This is a genomic window from Nocardioides sp. NPDC000445, from assembly GCF_040300245.1.
Classification (GTDB): Bacteria; Actinomycetota; Actinomycetes; order Propionibacteriales; family Nocardioidaceae; genus Nocardioides.
The window spans coordinates 22,773-38,696 of the sequence record NZ_JBEPDH010000034.1 but is presented as its reverse complement, the minus strand read 5'-3'; the positions used below and the strand labels follow the sequence as shown (position 1 = coordinate 38,696).

Genomic DNA, 15,924 nt, shown 5'->3' with positions numbered 1-15,924 from the left:
GAGATCGAGAACGCGCACTACGCTGCAAGAAACCATCTCTCCCCGACCGGGTAGAGACACCATCAGAAGTGTCCGGAAACACCGGGGCGGTTCACTCACACCCTCGCGGCCTGAGGCTCGTGGGCCTCCGAGAACTTTCTTCGGAACGGTGCTTGACCTTGACGCTACGTCAGGGCTGCACGCTTCTTCCACGGCCCCAAACAGGGCCGGGAAAACACACCGAACCGATCCAAAGGAGCACCACCATGAACAACATCCTCAGCCGCCTCGTGGGTGACAAGAAGGACTGGAAGCGCATGGAAGCCCGCGCCGCCGAGCTGCCCGCCGACTACCGCACCGTCTATGGGGAGATGAAGAGCTACATGTGGCGCTTCACCGCCGGCGACGGCATGGACATCGTCGAGGTCCTCCGCGAGATCCTCGACCTCTTCGAGACCGAGGCCGCCGCCGGACGCCCGGTCATCGAGGTCACCGGACCCGACCTGGCCGCCTTCTGCGACGCCCGGCTGCCCGAGCAGCACGACGCCTACCGCGCCAAGCTCCGCGCGAACCTCAACGAGGTCGCCTCGAAGCTGGCATGAGTCAGGGAAGGTCGAGGAAGGCGTACTGGGCGACCTTGTGCGGAAGCTGAACGACAGGGCCGCGTTTGAAACCGAAGTCGTCGAGCCTGGCGAGGGAGGCCTCGTTGGAGGCGTCGGGCTCGACGACGGCGCGGCGGGCGCCGGACTTGGAGATGACCTCTTCGATGAAGAACTCGAGGACCTCCTCCGTCCGGCCCTTGCGGATCGGGGTGTCGGCCAGGAAGAGGTGGACGCCGATGTCGCCGGGGCGGCGATCGTAGAAGGTGCCGAGCTCGTCGACCTCGGGGTCCCAGGTCTGGAAGAGCGCGACCGGATCGCCGTCGACCTCGACGATGTACGCAGCCAGATGGGGCTGCTCCTGCAGCCACGTGTAGATCTCCTCGATCTCCTCGCGCGGCTTCTCGACCATGCCCCAGAACCGGGCCCGATCGTCGTGCAACCAGCCGCACAACAGGTCGATGTCGGCCGACGGCTCCAGGTCACGAATGGTCAGGGGCATGTCTTCTCCTCGGTGAGCAGGGACCAGTCGGTGACGACGCGGACCGCGCCTCCCCTGGCCCAGGCGTCGTGCTGATCGATGTGATGGGGGCTGTCCGGGGATCCGCTGACACCGAGGGGTACGACCCAACGGCTGCTGTCGCGGTCAGCCAGATCCCAGGCGTAGCGCGCCACCGAGCCCCGGACGGTCACAGTGGCACCCGGGATCCAGGCGTTGCAGCGCACCGTGTCGGTGTCGCCGGGCAACGGCGTGGCAGGAGCGGTCCGGAGGTGCGGCAGCTCGAACTGCTCCAACGCGTGCAACGGCCAGAACCGGTGCCTCTCGGGCCAGTGCGGCAGGTGCCCCCGCCGAGTCGGCACGTCCTGACCACTGTCCTTGCCGAGCCGGCTCGTCATGACGAGCTGGCTCGGCGTCTCCGCGTCGGTGGGCGCCGACTCGGCCAGGTAGACGGCCCGGGCAGCCTCCTCGACGAGAGCGATCGGGTCCAGTCCGAAGGGCCGCTTCGCCGACAGGATGACATGCAAGCAGGCCGCGACCCGCGACGGCAGGCTGAACCAGGGATCGTAGAGAGGCCCGTGCTCCGACGGCTCACGCAGCGGCGCGAGCGCCGGTGCCGCGCAGATCCGGTCGACCACCTCTGCCCGCAGCGCGGCATACCAGGCCGCGCCCGGGGAGCCGTCCATCGCGCCGTCCCAGTCGACCAGCGCCGGCGGACGAAGATCGACCGGGAGCAACGCGAGCAAGGGCCCGCCCGCGGTCTGGGTGGTGTCGGCGAGCACCGCCACCGCATGCTCGGCGTCGAGGGGTCCGGCGTCGTCGAGGAGCTGCGCGATCCGGTGCGCCCGGAACGGCGGCGCGAAGCCGGTCGCGAGCACGTCGAACTCCGGCATGCACCGGTCGTTGGCGGTCACGACAGATCCATCCGCCGAGGCCGTACGCCGCGGAAGCGGGTCGACCCAGCCGGTCCACTCCCCCTCCTCGTCCCGCCGCGGCACCCGGCCGCCGACGGTGTGGACGACATCACCCGCCACGTCGGCGATCACCCAGTTGTTGACCGGCTCGACCCAGTGCGCCACCGCGGCCTCCACGTCGGCGACCGAGCGGGCGCGCAGCAGCGGGAGCAGCGCCCCGAAGCCGAGGTCCCCGAGCTCGTGGCCGGGCGAGCGCAGCACCTGCCCCCAGCCCTCGTCGGGACCACCGAGGACCACCGGTCCGCGGTCGGTCTCCAGGATCTCGACCTCGACCGGCTCCTGGTCGCGAACGAGGACCGTCTCGACGCTCCGCCGCACCTCGCCGCTCGCCGAGCGGACCGAGCCGCCGGAGCGGGCCAGGTCGACGAGATAGAGATCCTGATAGTGAGCCATCGCGTTGGTGATCCCCCACGCGACCTGGCCGGCGTGCGCGAAGTGCTGCACGCCGGGTACGCCGGGGAAGGTCATCCCGACCACGTCGAAGGCGTTGTCGGGGTCGGTGCACGCCAGCCGCACCTGGAGATAGACGTTGGGCGCCTCGAAGACCCGATGCGGGTCACCCGCGACCAGCGGCAGACCGGAGACGGTGCGGCCGCCGCCGACGGCGTACGCGTTGGACCCACCGGAGAGGCCCTCGGTGCGGAACAGCTCGGCCTCGGGCCCGAGCACCCGCGCTGCCCGGGCTCCGAACAGCTTCGAGGGGAACGACCCGAACAGGATCTGCTGCACCCAGAAGACCGCCAGCGGCGTCCACGGCTGCCAGGTCCCCGGCGCGGAACCGAGCCCGTCGGGCCCGTCGAGCTCGGGGCAGGAGGTCTCCGCGAGACCGGCGCGGACCCCGTCGACGTACGCCGCCAGGAACCCCTGCGTCTCCTCGTCGAGCAGCTCGTAGGCCGCCCGCGCCACCGCGGCCAGCCGGGCGCGGCGGGCGAAGACGTCCCACTCCAGCCCGGCAGGGCCGAGCAGCTCTGCGGTGCGGCCCTCGCCCCGCAGCCGCTCGATCTCGAGCTGCCAGGCCCGGTCCCGAGCGGTGGCCCGGCCCTGCAGCCGGGCCACCTCGGTCAGCGAGGCACCCCGCACATGCGGGATGCCCCACTCGTCGCGAAGGAGGTTCATGCGACCGGATCGGCGGACGCGGCCGGTTCCGCGACAGGGTTGGCCAGCGTGCCGGCGAAGATGAGCGACTCGGCCTGGTCGGTGATGTCGACCATCTGCAGGGTGTTGCGCAGCTGGAGCCGGTTGAGGCAGGAGTGCCGGAAGCGCGGGCGGAGGAAGTCGTAGCGCGCGACCGCGTCGGCCAGCTCGGGGTGGTCGGCGGCGTGGTCGACGATGCACGCCCGGGCCTCGGCCCAGAACTCGGTCTCCGGCAGCACCCCCTCATCATCGAGGATCGCGGCGACGTAGCGCAGCACCCCGTCGAAGATGTCGGTATGCACCGCGAGCGCCTTGACGTCGTCAGGGAAGGAGCCGCGGATCCGGGAGACCTCCTCGGGCAGCGGCAGATCACCCATCACCGCCACCTCCTCGCCGATGTCCTTCATGAACATCCGCACCGGGACGTGGTCGCGCAGCACCATCACCAGGTTCTCGCCGTGCGGCATGAACACCAGGTCGTACGCCAGCAGGCAGTGCACCAGCGGGCGCAGGTAGGAGTCGAGGTAGCTGCGCACCCACTCCCGGGCGGGCATCCCGGAGGCGCGGACCAGCTCGGCCGCGTACGAGGCTCCGGCGGCGTCGCGGTGCAGCAGCGCCGCCATCGTCGCGCAGCGCTCGCCCTCGGAGAGCCGCGGCACCGGCGACTCCCGCCACAGCGCGGCGATCATCTTGCGGTAGGGCGAGGGGCTCGGCAGGGCGTGGAAGACGTCGCCGGTCCAGCCGACCGAGGCCAGCTCCCGCAGCACCCCGAAGCCGCGCTCCTTCAGCTCCGCGTCGCTCTCGACCAGGTCGGCGACCCAGTCGTTGATGGCCGGGGTCGCCCTCATGTACGCCGGCGAGAGCCCCCGCATGAAGCCCATGTTCTGGATCGACAGCGCGGTCTTGACGTAGTGCCGCTCGGGGCGGCTGGTGTTGAAGTACGTCCGGATCGACTGCTGCGGGCGGTGGACGTCCTCGCCCTCGCCGACCAGCACGATCCGGCGCGCGGCGACGTCGGTGGCGAAGGTGACCGCCAGCTTGTGGCGCCACTGCCACGGGTGGACCGGCAGGTAGCGGAACCCGTCCGGGTCCAGCCCGAGCCCGCGCAGCTTTGCCGCGAACCGGGCCAGCGTCGCCTCACCGAGCTCGGCCTCGTAGAGCGCCTGCTCGTCCTCGCCGCGGCCCAGGGCCAGGTGGGACTGGTCCCGGGAGACGGCGACCCACAGCAGGCTCAGGTCGTTGCTCGTCTCCGGTGCCCAGCGCGCGTGGTCGTCGATGTCGAAGCCGATCCGGCCGTTGTTGGCGACGAAGGCCGGGTGCCCCTCGCTCATCGCACCTTCGACGCTCTGGTGGTCCGCGTCGACCAGGTCGGCGGCGGTCAGCGTCTGGTGCTCGAGCTTCCAGCAGGCCGATGCGATCGTGGCCGCCAGCTCCTCCAGATAGGTCGGCAGCAACTTGTCCGGGATCCCAAGATCGGGCGCGAACTCGGCGACGAACGCCTGCGCGTCGACTTCGGCCTCGATGTCCCGCGACTCCCCGGTTCGACGCACGATCGAAGCGGCGTCCACCACCCAGTGGTCGAGCTGGAAGCGTCGGGCGGAGAAGGCGTACGTCGAGGAGGGACCGTGCAGCTCCCAGCCGCCATCGGTCTCGACCGGGGCGATCATCCGCTCGTGGCTGAACTCCGCGATCGCCTTGGCGACCAGGTGGCGGTGCGCGACGCGCAGGTTCTCCGGGCGCAGGTGGGCGGCTGCGTACATCTCCCGGGTGCAGACCGAGAGCATCGCGGTCTTCTCCCCGATGCTGATCTCGCGCAACTCGACGAAGCCGGCCTCGGTGTTCTTGCGCCGGATCGGCTCGTTGCGTACGTCCGGCTCGACCACCACGCGACGCACGCCGGGGTCCGCGAAGCAGTGCCGCATGACCGCCCGGAAGACCCGGGTGGTGTAGCCGGTCACGGGCTCACCTGAGGTCGGCGCGACCAGGACGTGCATGCCCAGGTCTCCGGGCGCCAGGTCGGGCACGTGCGTGATCCCGGCCAGCTCGCTGCGCGCGGGGTCGTAGGTCTCGACCAGGAACGCCGGCACCCCGTCGACCCGGCCGAGCCAGGCGTCGTGGTGCGGGTGTCCGGCGATCCGCGCGTACTCCGCGGCGACATCCTCCAGCGTGGCGTCCAGCATCATCCAGTACGCCGAGCGCGGGTGGGTCACCCAGGAGTGGACGGTGGCGAGGTGGGCTTCGATCTCGAGCGGCTCGATCGTGATCCTCATCGGTTCTCCTCCGTGGGCTGAAGCTTGAATCTGTCGGGGACGCCGAACTCCTGGAAGGCGACCCGCTTCTCGACGGGGTACGGCTCCCGGCCGAGGATGGCGGCGAGGATCACCGAGCTGCGGTAGGCGCCCATGCCGAGGTCCGGGGCGACGAAGCCGTGGGTGTGCTCCTCGCCGTTCTGGACCCAGATCTCGCGGTCGGCGGTGTCGACCGAGAAGGTCGAGCTGGCGGCGTAGCGCCCCTGTTCGTCGAGGCGGAGCCGGTCGCGGACGGGCTCCAGGAAGGCCGGGATGCCGGCGCGGTATCCGGTGGCGAGGACGAGCGCCTCGGTCGCCATCTCGTAGTCCTCCTCCTGCTCCACATGGTGCAGCGCGAGGTGGTAGCCGCTCTCGGTCCGGGTCACGCCGCGCACCTCGGTGTTGGTGAGCAGCGTGGTCTCGGCCGCCTCGGTGACCGACCGGGTGTAGAGCGCCTCGTGGATGGCGTCGATGGTGTCGCCCGAGATGCCCTTGTAGAGGCTCTGCTGCGCCTTCAGCAGCCGCTCGCGCTTCTCGCTCGGAAGCGCCTGGAAGTAGGCGGAGTACTCCGGGGAGGTCAGCTCGAGGGTGAGCTTGGTGTACTCCATCGAGAAGAACCGCGGGCTGCGGGTCAGCCAGGCCAGCTGGTAGTCGTGGTCGGGCTGGGCGGTCAGCAGGTCGAGGTAGACCTCGGCGGCCGACTGGCCGCTGCCGACGACGGTGATGCTGCGCCGGGTGACGAGCTCGTCCTTGCGGGCCAGGTACTCGGCGCTGTGCAGCGCCGGCCCCTCCGCAGCCACGGCCTCGGCCGCACACTCCGGGACGCGTGGGGTCGTCCCGGTCCCGAGCACCAGCCGCCTGGTCCGATGAGTCTCGCCGGAGGCGGTGGTCACGACGTACGTCTCCCCGTCGTGCTCCACCGAGGTGACCTGCTGGCCGAAGCGCACCGAGTCGAGCAGCGAAGCGACCCACTGGCAGTACTGGTTGTACTCGCGCCGGTGGGGCAGGAAGTTCTCGCGGATGTAGAACGGGTAGATCCGGCCGGTCTGCTTGAGGAAGTTGAGGAAGCTGAACCTCGAGGTCGGGTCGGCCATCGTCACCAGATCGGCGAGGAACGGCACCTGCAGGGTGGCCTCGTCGAGCATCATCCCGGGGTGCCAGTCGAACCGGTCGCGGCCCTCGAGGAAGAGACAGTCGAGCTCGTCGATCGGGTCGGCGAGCGCGGCCAGACCGAGGTTGAACGGGCCGAGCCCGATGCCGATCAGGTCGTGGACGCGGACATCGGTGGCTGTGAACACCGTTGCGGGGGCGGCGGGTGCGGTCATCGGGCGACCTCCGGAACGGCGCGGCCCAGCGAAAGGCCCAGCGTACGGACCTGCTCGATGATCTCGAGTACGTCCTGCACGGAGGCCTTGGGGTTGAGCAGCGTCAGCTTGAGGAACTGCCGGCCGTCGACCTTGGTCGCGGCGACGACGCCGCGGCCGCCGCTCCACATCTCGGCGCGGATGCGCCGATTGAGATCTCCCAGCGCCTCCTCGTCCAGGTGCGGGTCGACGTAGCGGAAGACGACCGTGGAGAGCTGGGAGGGCGTGATGACCTCGATGTCGGGCTGCACGCTGAGGATGTCGTAGACCTCACGGGCGAGATCGATGACGGCCTCCAGGTAGGCGCCGATCTGGTCGGGGCCCATGGTGCGCAGAGTGAGCCACAGCTTGAGCGCGTCGAAGCGGCGAGTGGTCTGCAGGGACTTGTCGACCTGGTTGGGGTTCTCCGACTCCCGCGGGTTGAGGTAGTCGGCGTACCAGGAGGCGTGCTGCATGGTCGCCAGGTCGCGGACCAGGAGCGCGCTGGAGGAGACCGGCTGGAACCAGGTCTTGTGGTAGTCGATCGTGATCGAGTTCGACCGCTCGATGCCGTCGAGCAGGTGGCGATACTTCGGCGAGGCGAGCAGCCCGCCGCCGTACGCCGCGTCGACGTGGAACCAGACGTTGAAGTCCTGGCAGGCGTCGGCGATGGCGTGGAGAGGGTCGATGACGCCGAAGTCGGTGGTGCCGGCGGTGGCCACGACCGCGGCCGGGACGAGACCGTCGACGACGCACTCGTCGAGCGCCTCGCGCAGAGCGACGACGTCCATCCGGTGCTCGGCGTCGGTCGGGATCGCGATCGCGGCCGCGTCGTCCATGCCGAGCAGGCGTGCCGACTTGGCGATGGAGAAGTGGCTGTCCGCGGAGGTCAGGAAGCGCAGCCGGTCCAGAGGTACGCCGCGGCGCTCCGCCTCACCACGGGCCAGGAGCAGCGCCTGCAGGTTGGACTGGCTCCCGCCGCTGGTGAAGATGCCGTCGCGGGTCGCCTCCGGGTAGCCCGCGCGAGCCGCGGTCCAGTCGATGAGACGACGCTCCATGAACGTACCGCCCACGGACTGGTCGAAGGTGTCCATCGAGGTGTTGACGGCCGCGATCAGCAGCTCCCCGACGAGGGAGGGGATCACGACCGGGCAGTTGAGGTGGGCGGCGTAGGAGGGGTCGTGGAACCAGACCGCATCCTGGAGCCACAGCTTGCTGACCTCGGCCAGCGCTGCGGCGCCGTCGACGAGGGGGTTGTCCAGGTCGACCTCGGCGACCGGCACTGCTGCCTCCTCGGGGGAGATTCCGGTGGTGGGACCCTCGAGAGTGGCGAGCTGGTCGACGAGCAGCCGGATTGCTTCGGTGATGCCGCTGGTGTACTCACGAGCATTGTCGGGGTGGAACAGATGCTCCAAGTGCGGTGCGCTCACTGGTCTCCTTCGACACGGGGGGATTAGGTTAGGCGAACCTAAGTGAGGCTACCCTAAACGCGTCCCCGCCAGACAGGTGGGCCAGAGAGAGGACGATCACACCCGTGCCGCACTCCCCCACCCAGGCTCGTCGCGTGCTCGCCGGCTTCGCCTTCGCCTCCCTCGGCAACGGCCTGACCCTTCCGTTCCTGTACGTCTACATGGCCCAGGTCCAGGACCTCGGCTCGTCGACCGCCGGCTGGATGTTCGCCTGGATGGGCCTGGTCGGCCTGGCGGCCGCCCCCGGCGTCGGAGCGCTCCTCGACCGCTTCGGGCCTCGCGCGGTCCTGATCGCCGCGCTGATCGTGGAGTCCGTCTCGATCGGGTCGCTCGGCTTCGTCGACGGGACCGTGCCGACGATGGTGGTGCTGGCCGGCGTGGTCGTGGGCGCCTCTCCCCTGTGGCCGGGCACGACGACGCTGCTGGCCGGGATGGTCCCGGCCGAGGACCGCGAGCGGGCCTACGGGTTCGCCTTCCTGGGGCTGAACGCGGGCATCGGCGTGGGTGGTCTGGTCAGCGCTTTCCTCATCGACGTCGCGCGTCCGGAGACGTTCCAGGTGCTCTACCTGTGCGACGCCGTCGCCTATCTCGTCTACGCCGCGGTGCTGGCATTCCTGGTCCGCTCCCCCGCCCGTCCCGCGGAGAACGACGCGGACGACGCGACCGCCGGGTCCTGGGGCGAAGTGCTGCGCGACCGGCGGGCGGTGGCCCTGGTCGCCTGCGGCGTGCTCGCGGTGACCTTCGGCTACGGACAGCTCGAGGCCGGCGCGACCGCGTACGCCGTCGATGTGGCCGGGGTGCCGGCGACCGCGCTCGGCTGGGCCTTCGCCGCCAACGCCGCAGTGATCGTGTGCGGCCAGGTGATCCTGCTGCGGCTCACCTCCGGATGGCGACGAACGACCGCACTGGCGTGCGCCGTGCTGACCTGGTCGCTGGCCTGGAGCGTGCTGGCGGCCGCGGACCTGATGCCCGTCGCCGGCGCTGTGGCCGCCGTGGTGGTCGGCCTGGCCATCTTCGGCCTGGGCGAGACGCTGTGGGCGCCGATCGTGACCGGGCTGGCGAACACCATCGCCCCCGACCACCTGCGCGGCCGCTACAACGCCTCCCTCGGTCTCACCCTGACCCTCGGCCAGATCCTCGGTCCGGCCCTGGCCGGCTCCCTCATCGGCAGCGGCCTCGGCCACCTGTGGGCGGTCGTCGTGATCGGCGGCACCCTCACCGCGGGCCTGGTGCTGACCCGGCTCCGGTTCCTGCTCACCGCGGCCGAGGACGGCGCCCCGGAGGCCGAGACCCTCGACGAACCGGTCGGTGTAGCCGCCGAGTAGGCGACCAACGCAGAATGGACGCGTCAGGTCGGGTCAATTGGAGAACGGCACGCCAGGACGCTCGTACGCGGGATTGCGCAGTTCGGCTACGTGCCCGAGCAGACGCCCCACACCCAAAGACGGCGGCACTGTTGCGGCATGACAACAACCCAAACCGTCCAGCCGCGGCTGTCTCTGGCTAGCCTCGTCAACCTCGGCGGCATCATCGTGTTCGGCGCCATGATCGTCGTACAGATCGCCGGCGGTGTCGACAACTATCCAACGATCCCGCCCGGCTTGGTGATCTCATTGGCCGTAATCGCCCTGACGGTGCTCGGTGCACGCTGGCGCTGGACCACGCTGGTCGCCCTGACCTGGCCGATCGTGCTCGGCATCGGCGCCGTCCTCGCCTCCGGCTCGATGGAAGCTCTCTCCGGTGAACAAGGCCTCTTTATCCAGGTCACCGGCATCATCCAGCGAGCCACCCTTGTGGTGGGAATCGTCGCCGGCGCTATGGCCGCGGTTCAGCGATATCGCCCCGCTCGCCACGCCTGACGACCACTGGATGGAACGGAACTCCAGCGAAATCGTCACAACCGAAGTCGAACGGCGACCTGCCCACGTACATTGGCGGATGTTCGCGCTGAGTCACCGAGGTGGGGGTCGGGTCGCCCATGAGTACGCATCCGCGCCGGAATTCATTCCGCCTGGACGACCAAGTTCCGTACCTGCTCCGGCTGGACGGCCCGGCTCGAGACGATGCCTTGCAGCTCGGACTCGAGGTGACATATCCAGGCAAGGCCGTGGTGATGCGGGCGGGTGAGCCCTCGACTCACGTGCTCCTGATCCGCAGCGGATGGCTGAAGGTCACCGGCACCACCCTGTCGGGGCACGAGGGACTGCTCGCCCGACGAGGACCAGGCGACGTCATCGGCGAAAGCGCCGGACTAGACGACACCATCCGTGCCGTGACCGTGACCACGCTCGAGCCGGTAGTGGCTCGCCATGTGCCCGGCGAGGAGTTCTCCCGTTTCCTCGACCGCCACCGGAGCGCGTGGCGGCAGCTCCTCGCTCTCACCAACGACCGTTGGCGGACCTCGGACCGGCAGCGGCTGGAGCAGGCCTCGAAGACGGTGCCCCAACGGCTCGCCCGCGTGCTCCTCGAGCTCGCAGGGGCCCATGGGGAGCGCCATGAGACCGGGATCGTCATCCGGATGTCGCTGACGCAGCACGAGCTCGCCGGCTCCGTCGGATGCGCTCGCGAGGGCGTAACCCGGGTCCTCAAAGAGTTTCGCGAGAAGGGCCTGATCGCGACGAGCAACCGCCGTTACGTCATCCTCCGACCGGGCATGCTGCGCCGCGTCAGCGAAGGTAAATCGATCACATTCGAACGGTGACAACGGTCCTATTGGAACCCCGCGGGTGACGCGATGCTGAGGTCTCAACCAAATCATCGGAGGTAGAGACCATGGCCGATCCGGTCCACAAGACCCTGCTGGTGTTCGACATCGAGAAGTTCGGTCCAAGACGGCACATCGAGCAGGCCGAGGCCCAGCGGGTCATGTACGGCTTTCTGGAGCAGGTCCTCACCGAGGCGGAGATCGAGCAGACATCGACGCGGCTCGAAGATCGTGGCGATGGCGTCTTCGTCGTTCTCGACGCGGAGGTGTCGAAGGCGAAGCTCATCCGTTCCGTACTCACCGAGCTGCCGACCGCTCTCTACGACTACAACCGCCTTGCCAGTGACACCGCGAAGATCCGGTTGCGTGCTGCCGTGCACGCCGGTGACGTCGAGATCACGTCCCGAGGAGTCGTCGGAACTCCCGCGATCGAGGTCTTCCGCCTGCTCAACTCCAAGAAGCTGTACGCCCAACTCGAGGAGTCCGGCGAGCTGCTGGTGTTCGCAGTCAGCGAGGCTGTTCACCACGACGTGATCCGCCACGACTTCAGCGGTGTGCGCGTCGACCACTTCCACCCGATCGATGCCGACGACAAGGAGCCGCGGGTCGCTGGGTGGGTCTACGCGGCAACTCCGCCGCGGCACACAACACCTGCGGATCAGACGGGACCGACGGAACCGGCGGCACCAGCGCCGCAAGCCACCCCCGCGCCGAAACCCCAGGCGCCATCAGCTCAGCTGCCTGCACCGATGTCAGGCAATTTCTTCAACGGCAGCGGCAACATCACGTTTCACGGTGACAACATCGCCGGCAACAAGACGGTGCATGACAAATGACCGCCGAGGCACCCCCGTCCGAGGCCGCCGAGTCACGGGCCGCGCAATCCGATACCGCGGAATCCGACCCCAAAGAGCCGGATACCGAGGCCAGGGGATCCGATCAGACCTCCGAAGATGAGGAGACCGCGGAGCAGACCAAGGACAAGGCAGCAGACGACGAAGCCGAGACCCAGGAAGCCGTCAATGACTTCCGACGGCAGGCCCGGCAATATCTCGCGAACAGCGCGAATGTCATCGACAAGGCCGAGTTCGGAGGTGATGCGGTCGGCGGCAACAAGACCATTACAAACAACTACTACGGCTCTTCGCACCGAAGGTCCATCAGCGGTCCGATGCCCGCGCCGTACGTGACCTCACTCGTTCAACGATTCGTCAGGACCTCTGATCACGACGAACTCGTGCAGCGTCTGCGTGACAACCGGGTCCTCGTGCTTTGTGGGCCGAAGGCATCGGGCCGCCGAACGGGGTCGATCGGCATCCTCACCGACGTTGACCAAGTCTCACGGCCCGTGCATGTTCTCAATCCGAAGATCCAGCCGGACTATCTGGCCGAACAGCTGATCAACGGGGCACACCATCTGATACCTGACCCCTCGATCAACAGTGACGACCCGCTCCGCCAACATCATCTGCACGCGATCCAAGACAAACTCCAGGAGAACGACGGCTACGCGATCATCACAATCGATCCGCGCGCAGCAGTGGAGGGGGCCCTGACCGAACAGCACGATTGGCGCCCACCAGCTGCTGGCGACATCCTGCGCGCACACCTGGACGTGGAGCGTCTCGATCAATCCCAGATACAGCCTGCGCTGGACCTCGAGGAAACCCGCACCTACCTCGAGACCCAGCCGTCCCCCAGGGAGATCGTTGAGTATGCACGTAGGCTCGCCGACTACTTCCACGGACAGGCGACCCGGCAAGACCTCGCCGACTACCGCATCACTGCGGCCGAAGACCACGCGCGGCGAGCGTTTGCGGACACCAACGGCTCCTTGCGCGAGAAGGCCTTCCTGATCGCACTCGCCGTGCTCGACCGGCTGCCCTACCCAACCATCGCCGAGGCAGGGGACGACCTCTACCGCACCTTCGAGAAACACCGGTCATTGTCGATCTTCGGCACCAGTCACAGCGCCAGGCTCGACTGGGCACGCGCTTACGAAGCCGACTCGGTTGATACCGACCACGACCTCGACCTGAACACGGTGACTGCCTTCCGCAATCCTGCGACCTGGCCCGCCGTGCTGCGCCACGTGTGGCTCGAGCATCCGACCGCACGCGACCCAATCCGCCGCTGGCTAGGCGACCTCGGCACAACGGCACCACGAGCCTCCCGGGTGCGAGCCGCGCTTGCGGCAGGTTTCTTGGCATCGATCGACTTTCCCTCCATCGCCAACTCGCTACTGGGACAGTGGGCAGGATCGAAGCAGCTCGGACAACGCCAGGTGGCTGCCTGGGCGCTCTACGCCGCCGCGGAACAGGGCGCCAAGGCCAAAGTCGAGGAGGTGCTGAAGCGCTGGGCTGAGGGAGGCGTGGCCAGGCGCTGGACCGTTGTCCATACCGCCGATGCGCTTGCTGACCTATCGGACGAGTCCGCCATCTCGTTGATCTCCGAGATCGCCGAGATGCCGACCACGGATCGTCAGCTCGAACGTGAGCTAGAAAGGGCCGCGGCGCGTCTGCTCATCAGTCCTCTCGCCGGCCAGGCGCGCAACACCTTGGTCGGCTGGTCACGAGAACACGGACCGCGCCGAGAGCTGGCGCATCGGGCGTTCATGATCGCTGCCGGCGAGCAAGCCGACGGACGACCGACGCTGCTCAACCACGGCGCCTCCGACCAGCAGGCATGGGCTGCGTTCATCACACTGTGGCGTGCCGCACTGAACGACCCGGGTGTACGCGACGACGCCCGCGACCGCCTCACCGACTGGGTCACCCTCGCGGTCGAGGAGGACTCCCTCGTGCCAGAGCTGCGGCGCCTCTTCGCCGACCTTGCCGTGAGTTCGAACGAACGCGCTCGGCTCGACTACCTGCTCCGCCACCTTCCCGCTGACGCACCCGCGGATGCGCGCCTTGTCGCAGATCGCATCCGAAACCACCTTCTCGAACAGTGAGGTATCCCCCGATGTCCGAAGCACCCAACCCCATCCAACCCATTGAGCCCTTCGGGCCCCCGGCCACCGTGACCGACCCGATCCGCAGCGTACGCACGCTTCGTCGCTTCGAATTCGTCCGAGCCCCGCTCGAGGTCTCCGCTGACGCGGCTCTGGTCCTCATCGGCGCCGACGGAAGCCTCACCACGTACGCGGCCACTCATCAACCCACCCGTGGCGAGCTCGCCTGGCGCAACTACGTCAAGCTCTACGAGGTCGACCTCGGCCACCATCACCAGTTCTTCGAATACGACCTGCCCAGCTCGGGCGACGCCTTCTTCTTCCACACCGAGGTCGACGTCACCTGGCACGTTGCCCACCCCGAGACGGTCGTACGTAGCGGGGTCCATGACGTCCGGACCACGATCGAACCGGAGCTCCGCAAGGTGCTGACCAGCCGAACCCGACGGTTCAAGATCGAGGCGAGTGCCGCCGCCGAGGTCGAGGTGAACCAGGCGCTCGAAGAGGCTCGCATCGGCGAGCACCTCGGCCTGCAGGTGAACTGCATCGTGCGACTCACACTCGACGCGCAGGCGTTGGAACACTTCACCGCGCTGCGCCAGCAGCGATATCAGACTGAACAGAACGCCGAGCAGCACATCACCAATCGGGCAGTGACCCAGCAGAAGCACGAGCTCACCCAGCAGAACACTGAGTTCTTCCAACGATTCCTCAACGATGAAGATGCCATGTGGGCGCTGTTGATCGCGGAGAACCCAGGCAACGTCGCGCACGCGCTGGAAGGACTGCGGAGCGATAAGCAACAGACCCTGGCCACCAAGGCACAGCTGGCCATGAAGCTCCTCGAGGAGGGTCACCTCGAGGACCACCAGCTCGAAGACCCGGCCAGGATGGCCACCGAGACGATCCGCGAGATTCTCGAGACAGTCGCCAACAGCAATGCGGCGCAGCGTCCCCCTCAGGTCAAGCAGCAGCTGCCCCAGCCCGGCGCAGACGATGAAGACTGACTCAATCGCTGACCTGGTCATCTGTTGGGTCATTGCGGCGACAGGTTTCTATCTCGCCTTCCGCTGGCTGTTGGGACCGCTGGCCGAGCGGCTTCCCCGCGCTGTCAGTTTGGTGGTCGATGCCGTCGGGGCCGTCCTACTCGTCCCTGAGTACGCATGCACGACCGTCCTCCGCAAAGCCGTCGGCCGGCCGCTTCCATTCCTCTTCGGCTATGGCGAGATCGTGTCCAGCCTCGCCTGCACGCTCCACACTGCCGGCCTGGTGATATCGGATGCCGTCGCCTTCGCATCGCACGAGACGGGGCGTACGCAAGCCCTGGCCGGAGCCGTTGTCGGCGCCCTGTGTCTGGTGCTGCTGACATGACCCGGGAACACGGCTCCGCGGCGACGATCGTGGCCGACCTTCGCGCCGAGGTGATCCACGCAGACACCAAGGCCGCCATGCTCATCGCCGCGATGAGCATGGGCCTGGCCGCGCCCATCGGCATGACAAACCTCGACGGAACCGGCCTGTCCGCGGTCCTTGCGCGGCTCGGGTGCATCCTGTGGTTCCTGGCGCTGGGATGCCTACTGAAGGTTCTGACCCCCCGTTATCGCCGCAGCGCATGGACCGCCGGAGCCGGGTTCTCGTCCTTCGCCGACATCGACCGTGCCGCTAGGACCGGTCAGCTCGCGTCGGCCTTGGACGGCGATGGGCCGGTAGAGCAGTCCGGCCTGGTCCAGGCGGCCGCAGAGCTGAGCCGAATCATCATCGTCAAGTATCGCTGGATACGTGCCGCTCTGGGACTGTTCGCCATGGGCATCACCATCGCAGCCGCCTCGATGCTGACGTCGTGACCGGCTGTCGCTGCATTCCGCCAGTCGGCCCCGATCGGCTGGTCGGCCTCCGCAGTGCTCGCAGCCTCAGGAACACCGGCTCCATGTCGCCCTTCGTGCGCGGAGCCGATAATGTCCTCGAGCTGCACGCTGCCCGCC

14 protein-coding genes are annotated in these 15,924 nt (G+C 68.3%); 9 read left to right on the top strand and 5 right to left on the bottom strand.

Features of this window, described 5'->3' with window-relative positions:
- Positions 1-245: 245 nt before the first annotated feature.
- The gene (locus ABT304_RS29635) at positions 246-581 is read left to right on the top strand and encodes a DUF1048 domain-containing protein (RefSeq protein WP_350720873.1); all 336 of its coding nucleotides are present in this window, start codon (positions 246-248) and stop codon (positions 579-581) included.
- Between the two features lies 1 nt (position 582).
- Here ABT304_RS29635 and ABT304_RS29630 read toward each other — a convergent pair whose 3' ends face one another.
- Genes ABT304_RS29630 through ABT304_RS29610 form a run of 5 tightly spaced genes read right to left on the bottom strand, consistent with a single transcriptional unit; the run spans position 583 to position 8,246 of the window.
- Complete coding sequence (locus ABT304_RS29630) at positions 583-1,080, bottom strand: GNAT family N-acetyltransferase (RefSeq protein WP_350720871.1); 498 nt, start codon at positions 1,078-1,080, stop codon at positions 583-585.
- Positions 1,071-3,167: a penicillin acylase family protein gene (locus ABT304_RS29625; RefSeq protein WP_350720869.1), complete on the bottom strand. Its 2,097-nt coding sequence runs from the start codon at positions 3,165-3,167 to the stop codon at positions 1,071-1,073. The genes ABT304_RS29630 and ABT304_RS29625 overlap by 10 nt, the downstream gene beginning before the upstream one ends.
- Entirely contained in the window at positions 3,164-5,455 is a 2,292-nt protein-coding gene (locus tag ABT304_RS29620; RefSeq protein ID WP_350720867.1) for a GNAT family N-acetyltransferase, read from the bottom strand. The genes ABT304_RS29625 and ABT304_RS29620 overlap by 4 nt, the downstream gene beginning before the upstream one ends.
- Entirely contained in the window at positions 5,452-6,798 is a 1,347-nt protein-coding gene (locus ABT304_RS29615; RefSeq protein ID WP_350720865.1) for a lysine N(6)-hydroxylase/L-ornithine N(5)-oxygenase family protein, read from the bottom strand. The genes ABT304_RS29620 and ABT304_RS29615 overlap by 4 nt, the downstream gene beginning before the upstream one ends.
- Complete coding sequence (locus ABT304_RS29610) at positions 6,795-8,246, bottom strand: pyridoxal phosphate-dependent decarboxylase family protein (protein ID WP_350720863.1); 1,452 nt, start codon at positions 8,244-8,246, stop codon at positions 6,795-6,797. Before ABT304_RS29610 ends, ABT304_RS29615 begins: the two co-directional genes overlap by 4 nt.
- A 104-nt stretch (positions 8,247-8,350) precedes the next feature.
- Here ABT304_RS29610 and ABT304_RS29605 point away from each other — a divergent pair, with 104 nt between their 5' ends.
- The 8 genes from ABT304_RS29605 (at position 8,351) to ABT304_RS29570 (ending at position 15,786) form a co-directional block, all read left to right on the top strand.
- Positions 8,351-9,610, top strand: a complete 1,260-nt coding sequence (locus ABT304_RS29605; protein ID WP_350720861.1) for an MFS transporter — start codon at positions 8,351-8,353, stop codon at positions 9,608-9,610.
- A gap of 138 nt (positions 9,611-9,748) precedes the next feature.
- Positions 9,749-10,144 carry a hypothetical protein gene (locus tag ABT304_RS29600; protein ID WP_350720859.1) on the top strand — a complete coding sequence of 132 codons (396 nt, stop codon included), beginning with the start codon at positions 9,749-9,751 and terminating at the stop codon, positions 10,142-10,144.
- Between the two features lie 227 nt (positions 10,145-10,371).
- Positions 10,372-10,986: a Crp/Fnr family transcriptional regulator gene (locus ABT304_RS29595; protein WP_350720857.1), complete on the top strand. Its 615-nt coding sequence runs from the start codon at positions 10,372-10,374 to the stop codon at positions 10,984-10,986.
- Between the two features lie 71 nt (positions 10,987-11,057).
- The gene (locus ABT304_RS29590; RefSeq protein WP_350720855.1) at positions 11,058-11,825 is read left to right on the top strand and encodes a hypothetical protein; all 768 of its coding nucleotides are present in this window, start codon (positions 11,058-11,060) and stop codon (positions 11,823-11,825) included.
- Positions 11,822-13,942, top strand: coding sequence for a hypothetical protein (locus ABT304_RS29585; RefSeq protein WP_350720854.1), 2,121 nt, complete (start codon positions 11,822-11,824; stop codon positions 13,940-13,942). The genes ABT304_RS29590 and ABT304_RS29585 overlap by 4 nt, the downstream gene beginning before the upstream one ends.
- An 11-nt stretch (positions 13,943-13,953) precedes the next feature.
- The gene (locus ABT304_RS29580; RefSeq protein ID WP_350720852.1) at positions 13,954-14,949 is read left to right on the top strand and encodes a hypothetical protein; all 996 of its coding nucleotides are present in this window, start codon (positions 13,954-13,956) and stop codon (positions 14,947-14,949) included.
- Positions 14,939-15,313: a hypothetical protein gene (locus ABT304_RS29575; protein ID WP_350720850.1), complete on the top strand. Its 375-nt coding sequence runs from the start codon at positions 14,939-14,941 to the stop codon at positions 15,311-15,313. Before ABT304_RS29580 ends, ABT304_RS29575 begins: the two co-directional genes overlap by 11 nt.
- Positions 15,314-15,342: 29 nt before the next feature.
- Positions 15,343-15,786 (top strand): Pycsar system effector family protein, encoded by a 444-nt coding sequence (locus tag ABT304_RS29570; RefSeq protein ID WP_350720848.1) that lies wholly within the window; start codon positions 15,343-15,345, stop codon positions 15,784-15,786.
- Positions 15,787-15,924: the final 138 nt, after the last annotated feature.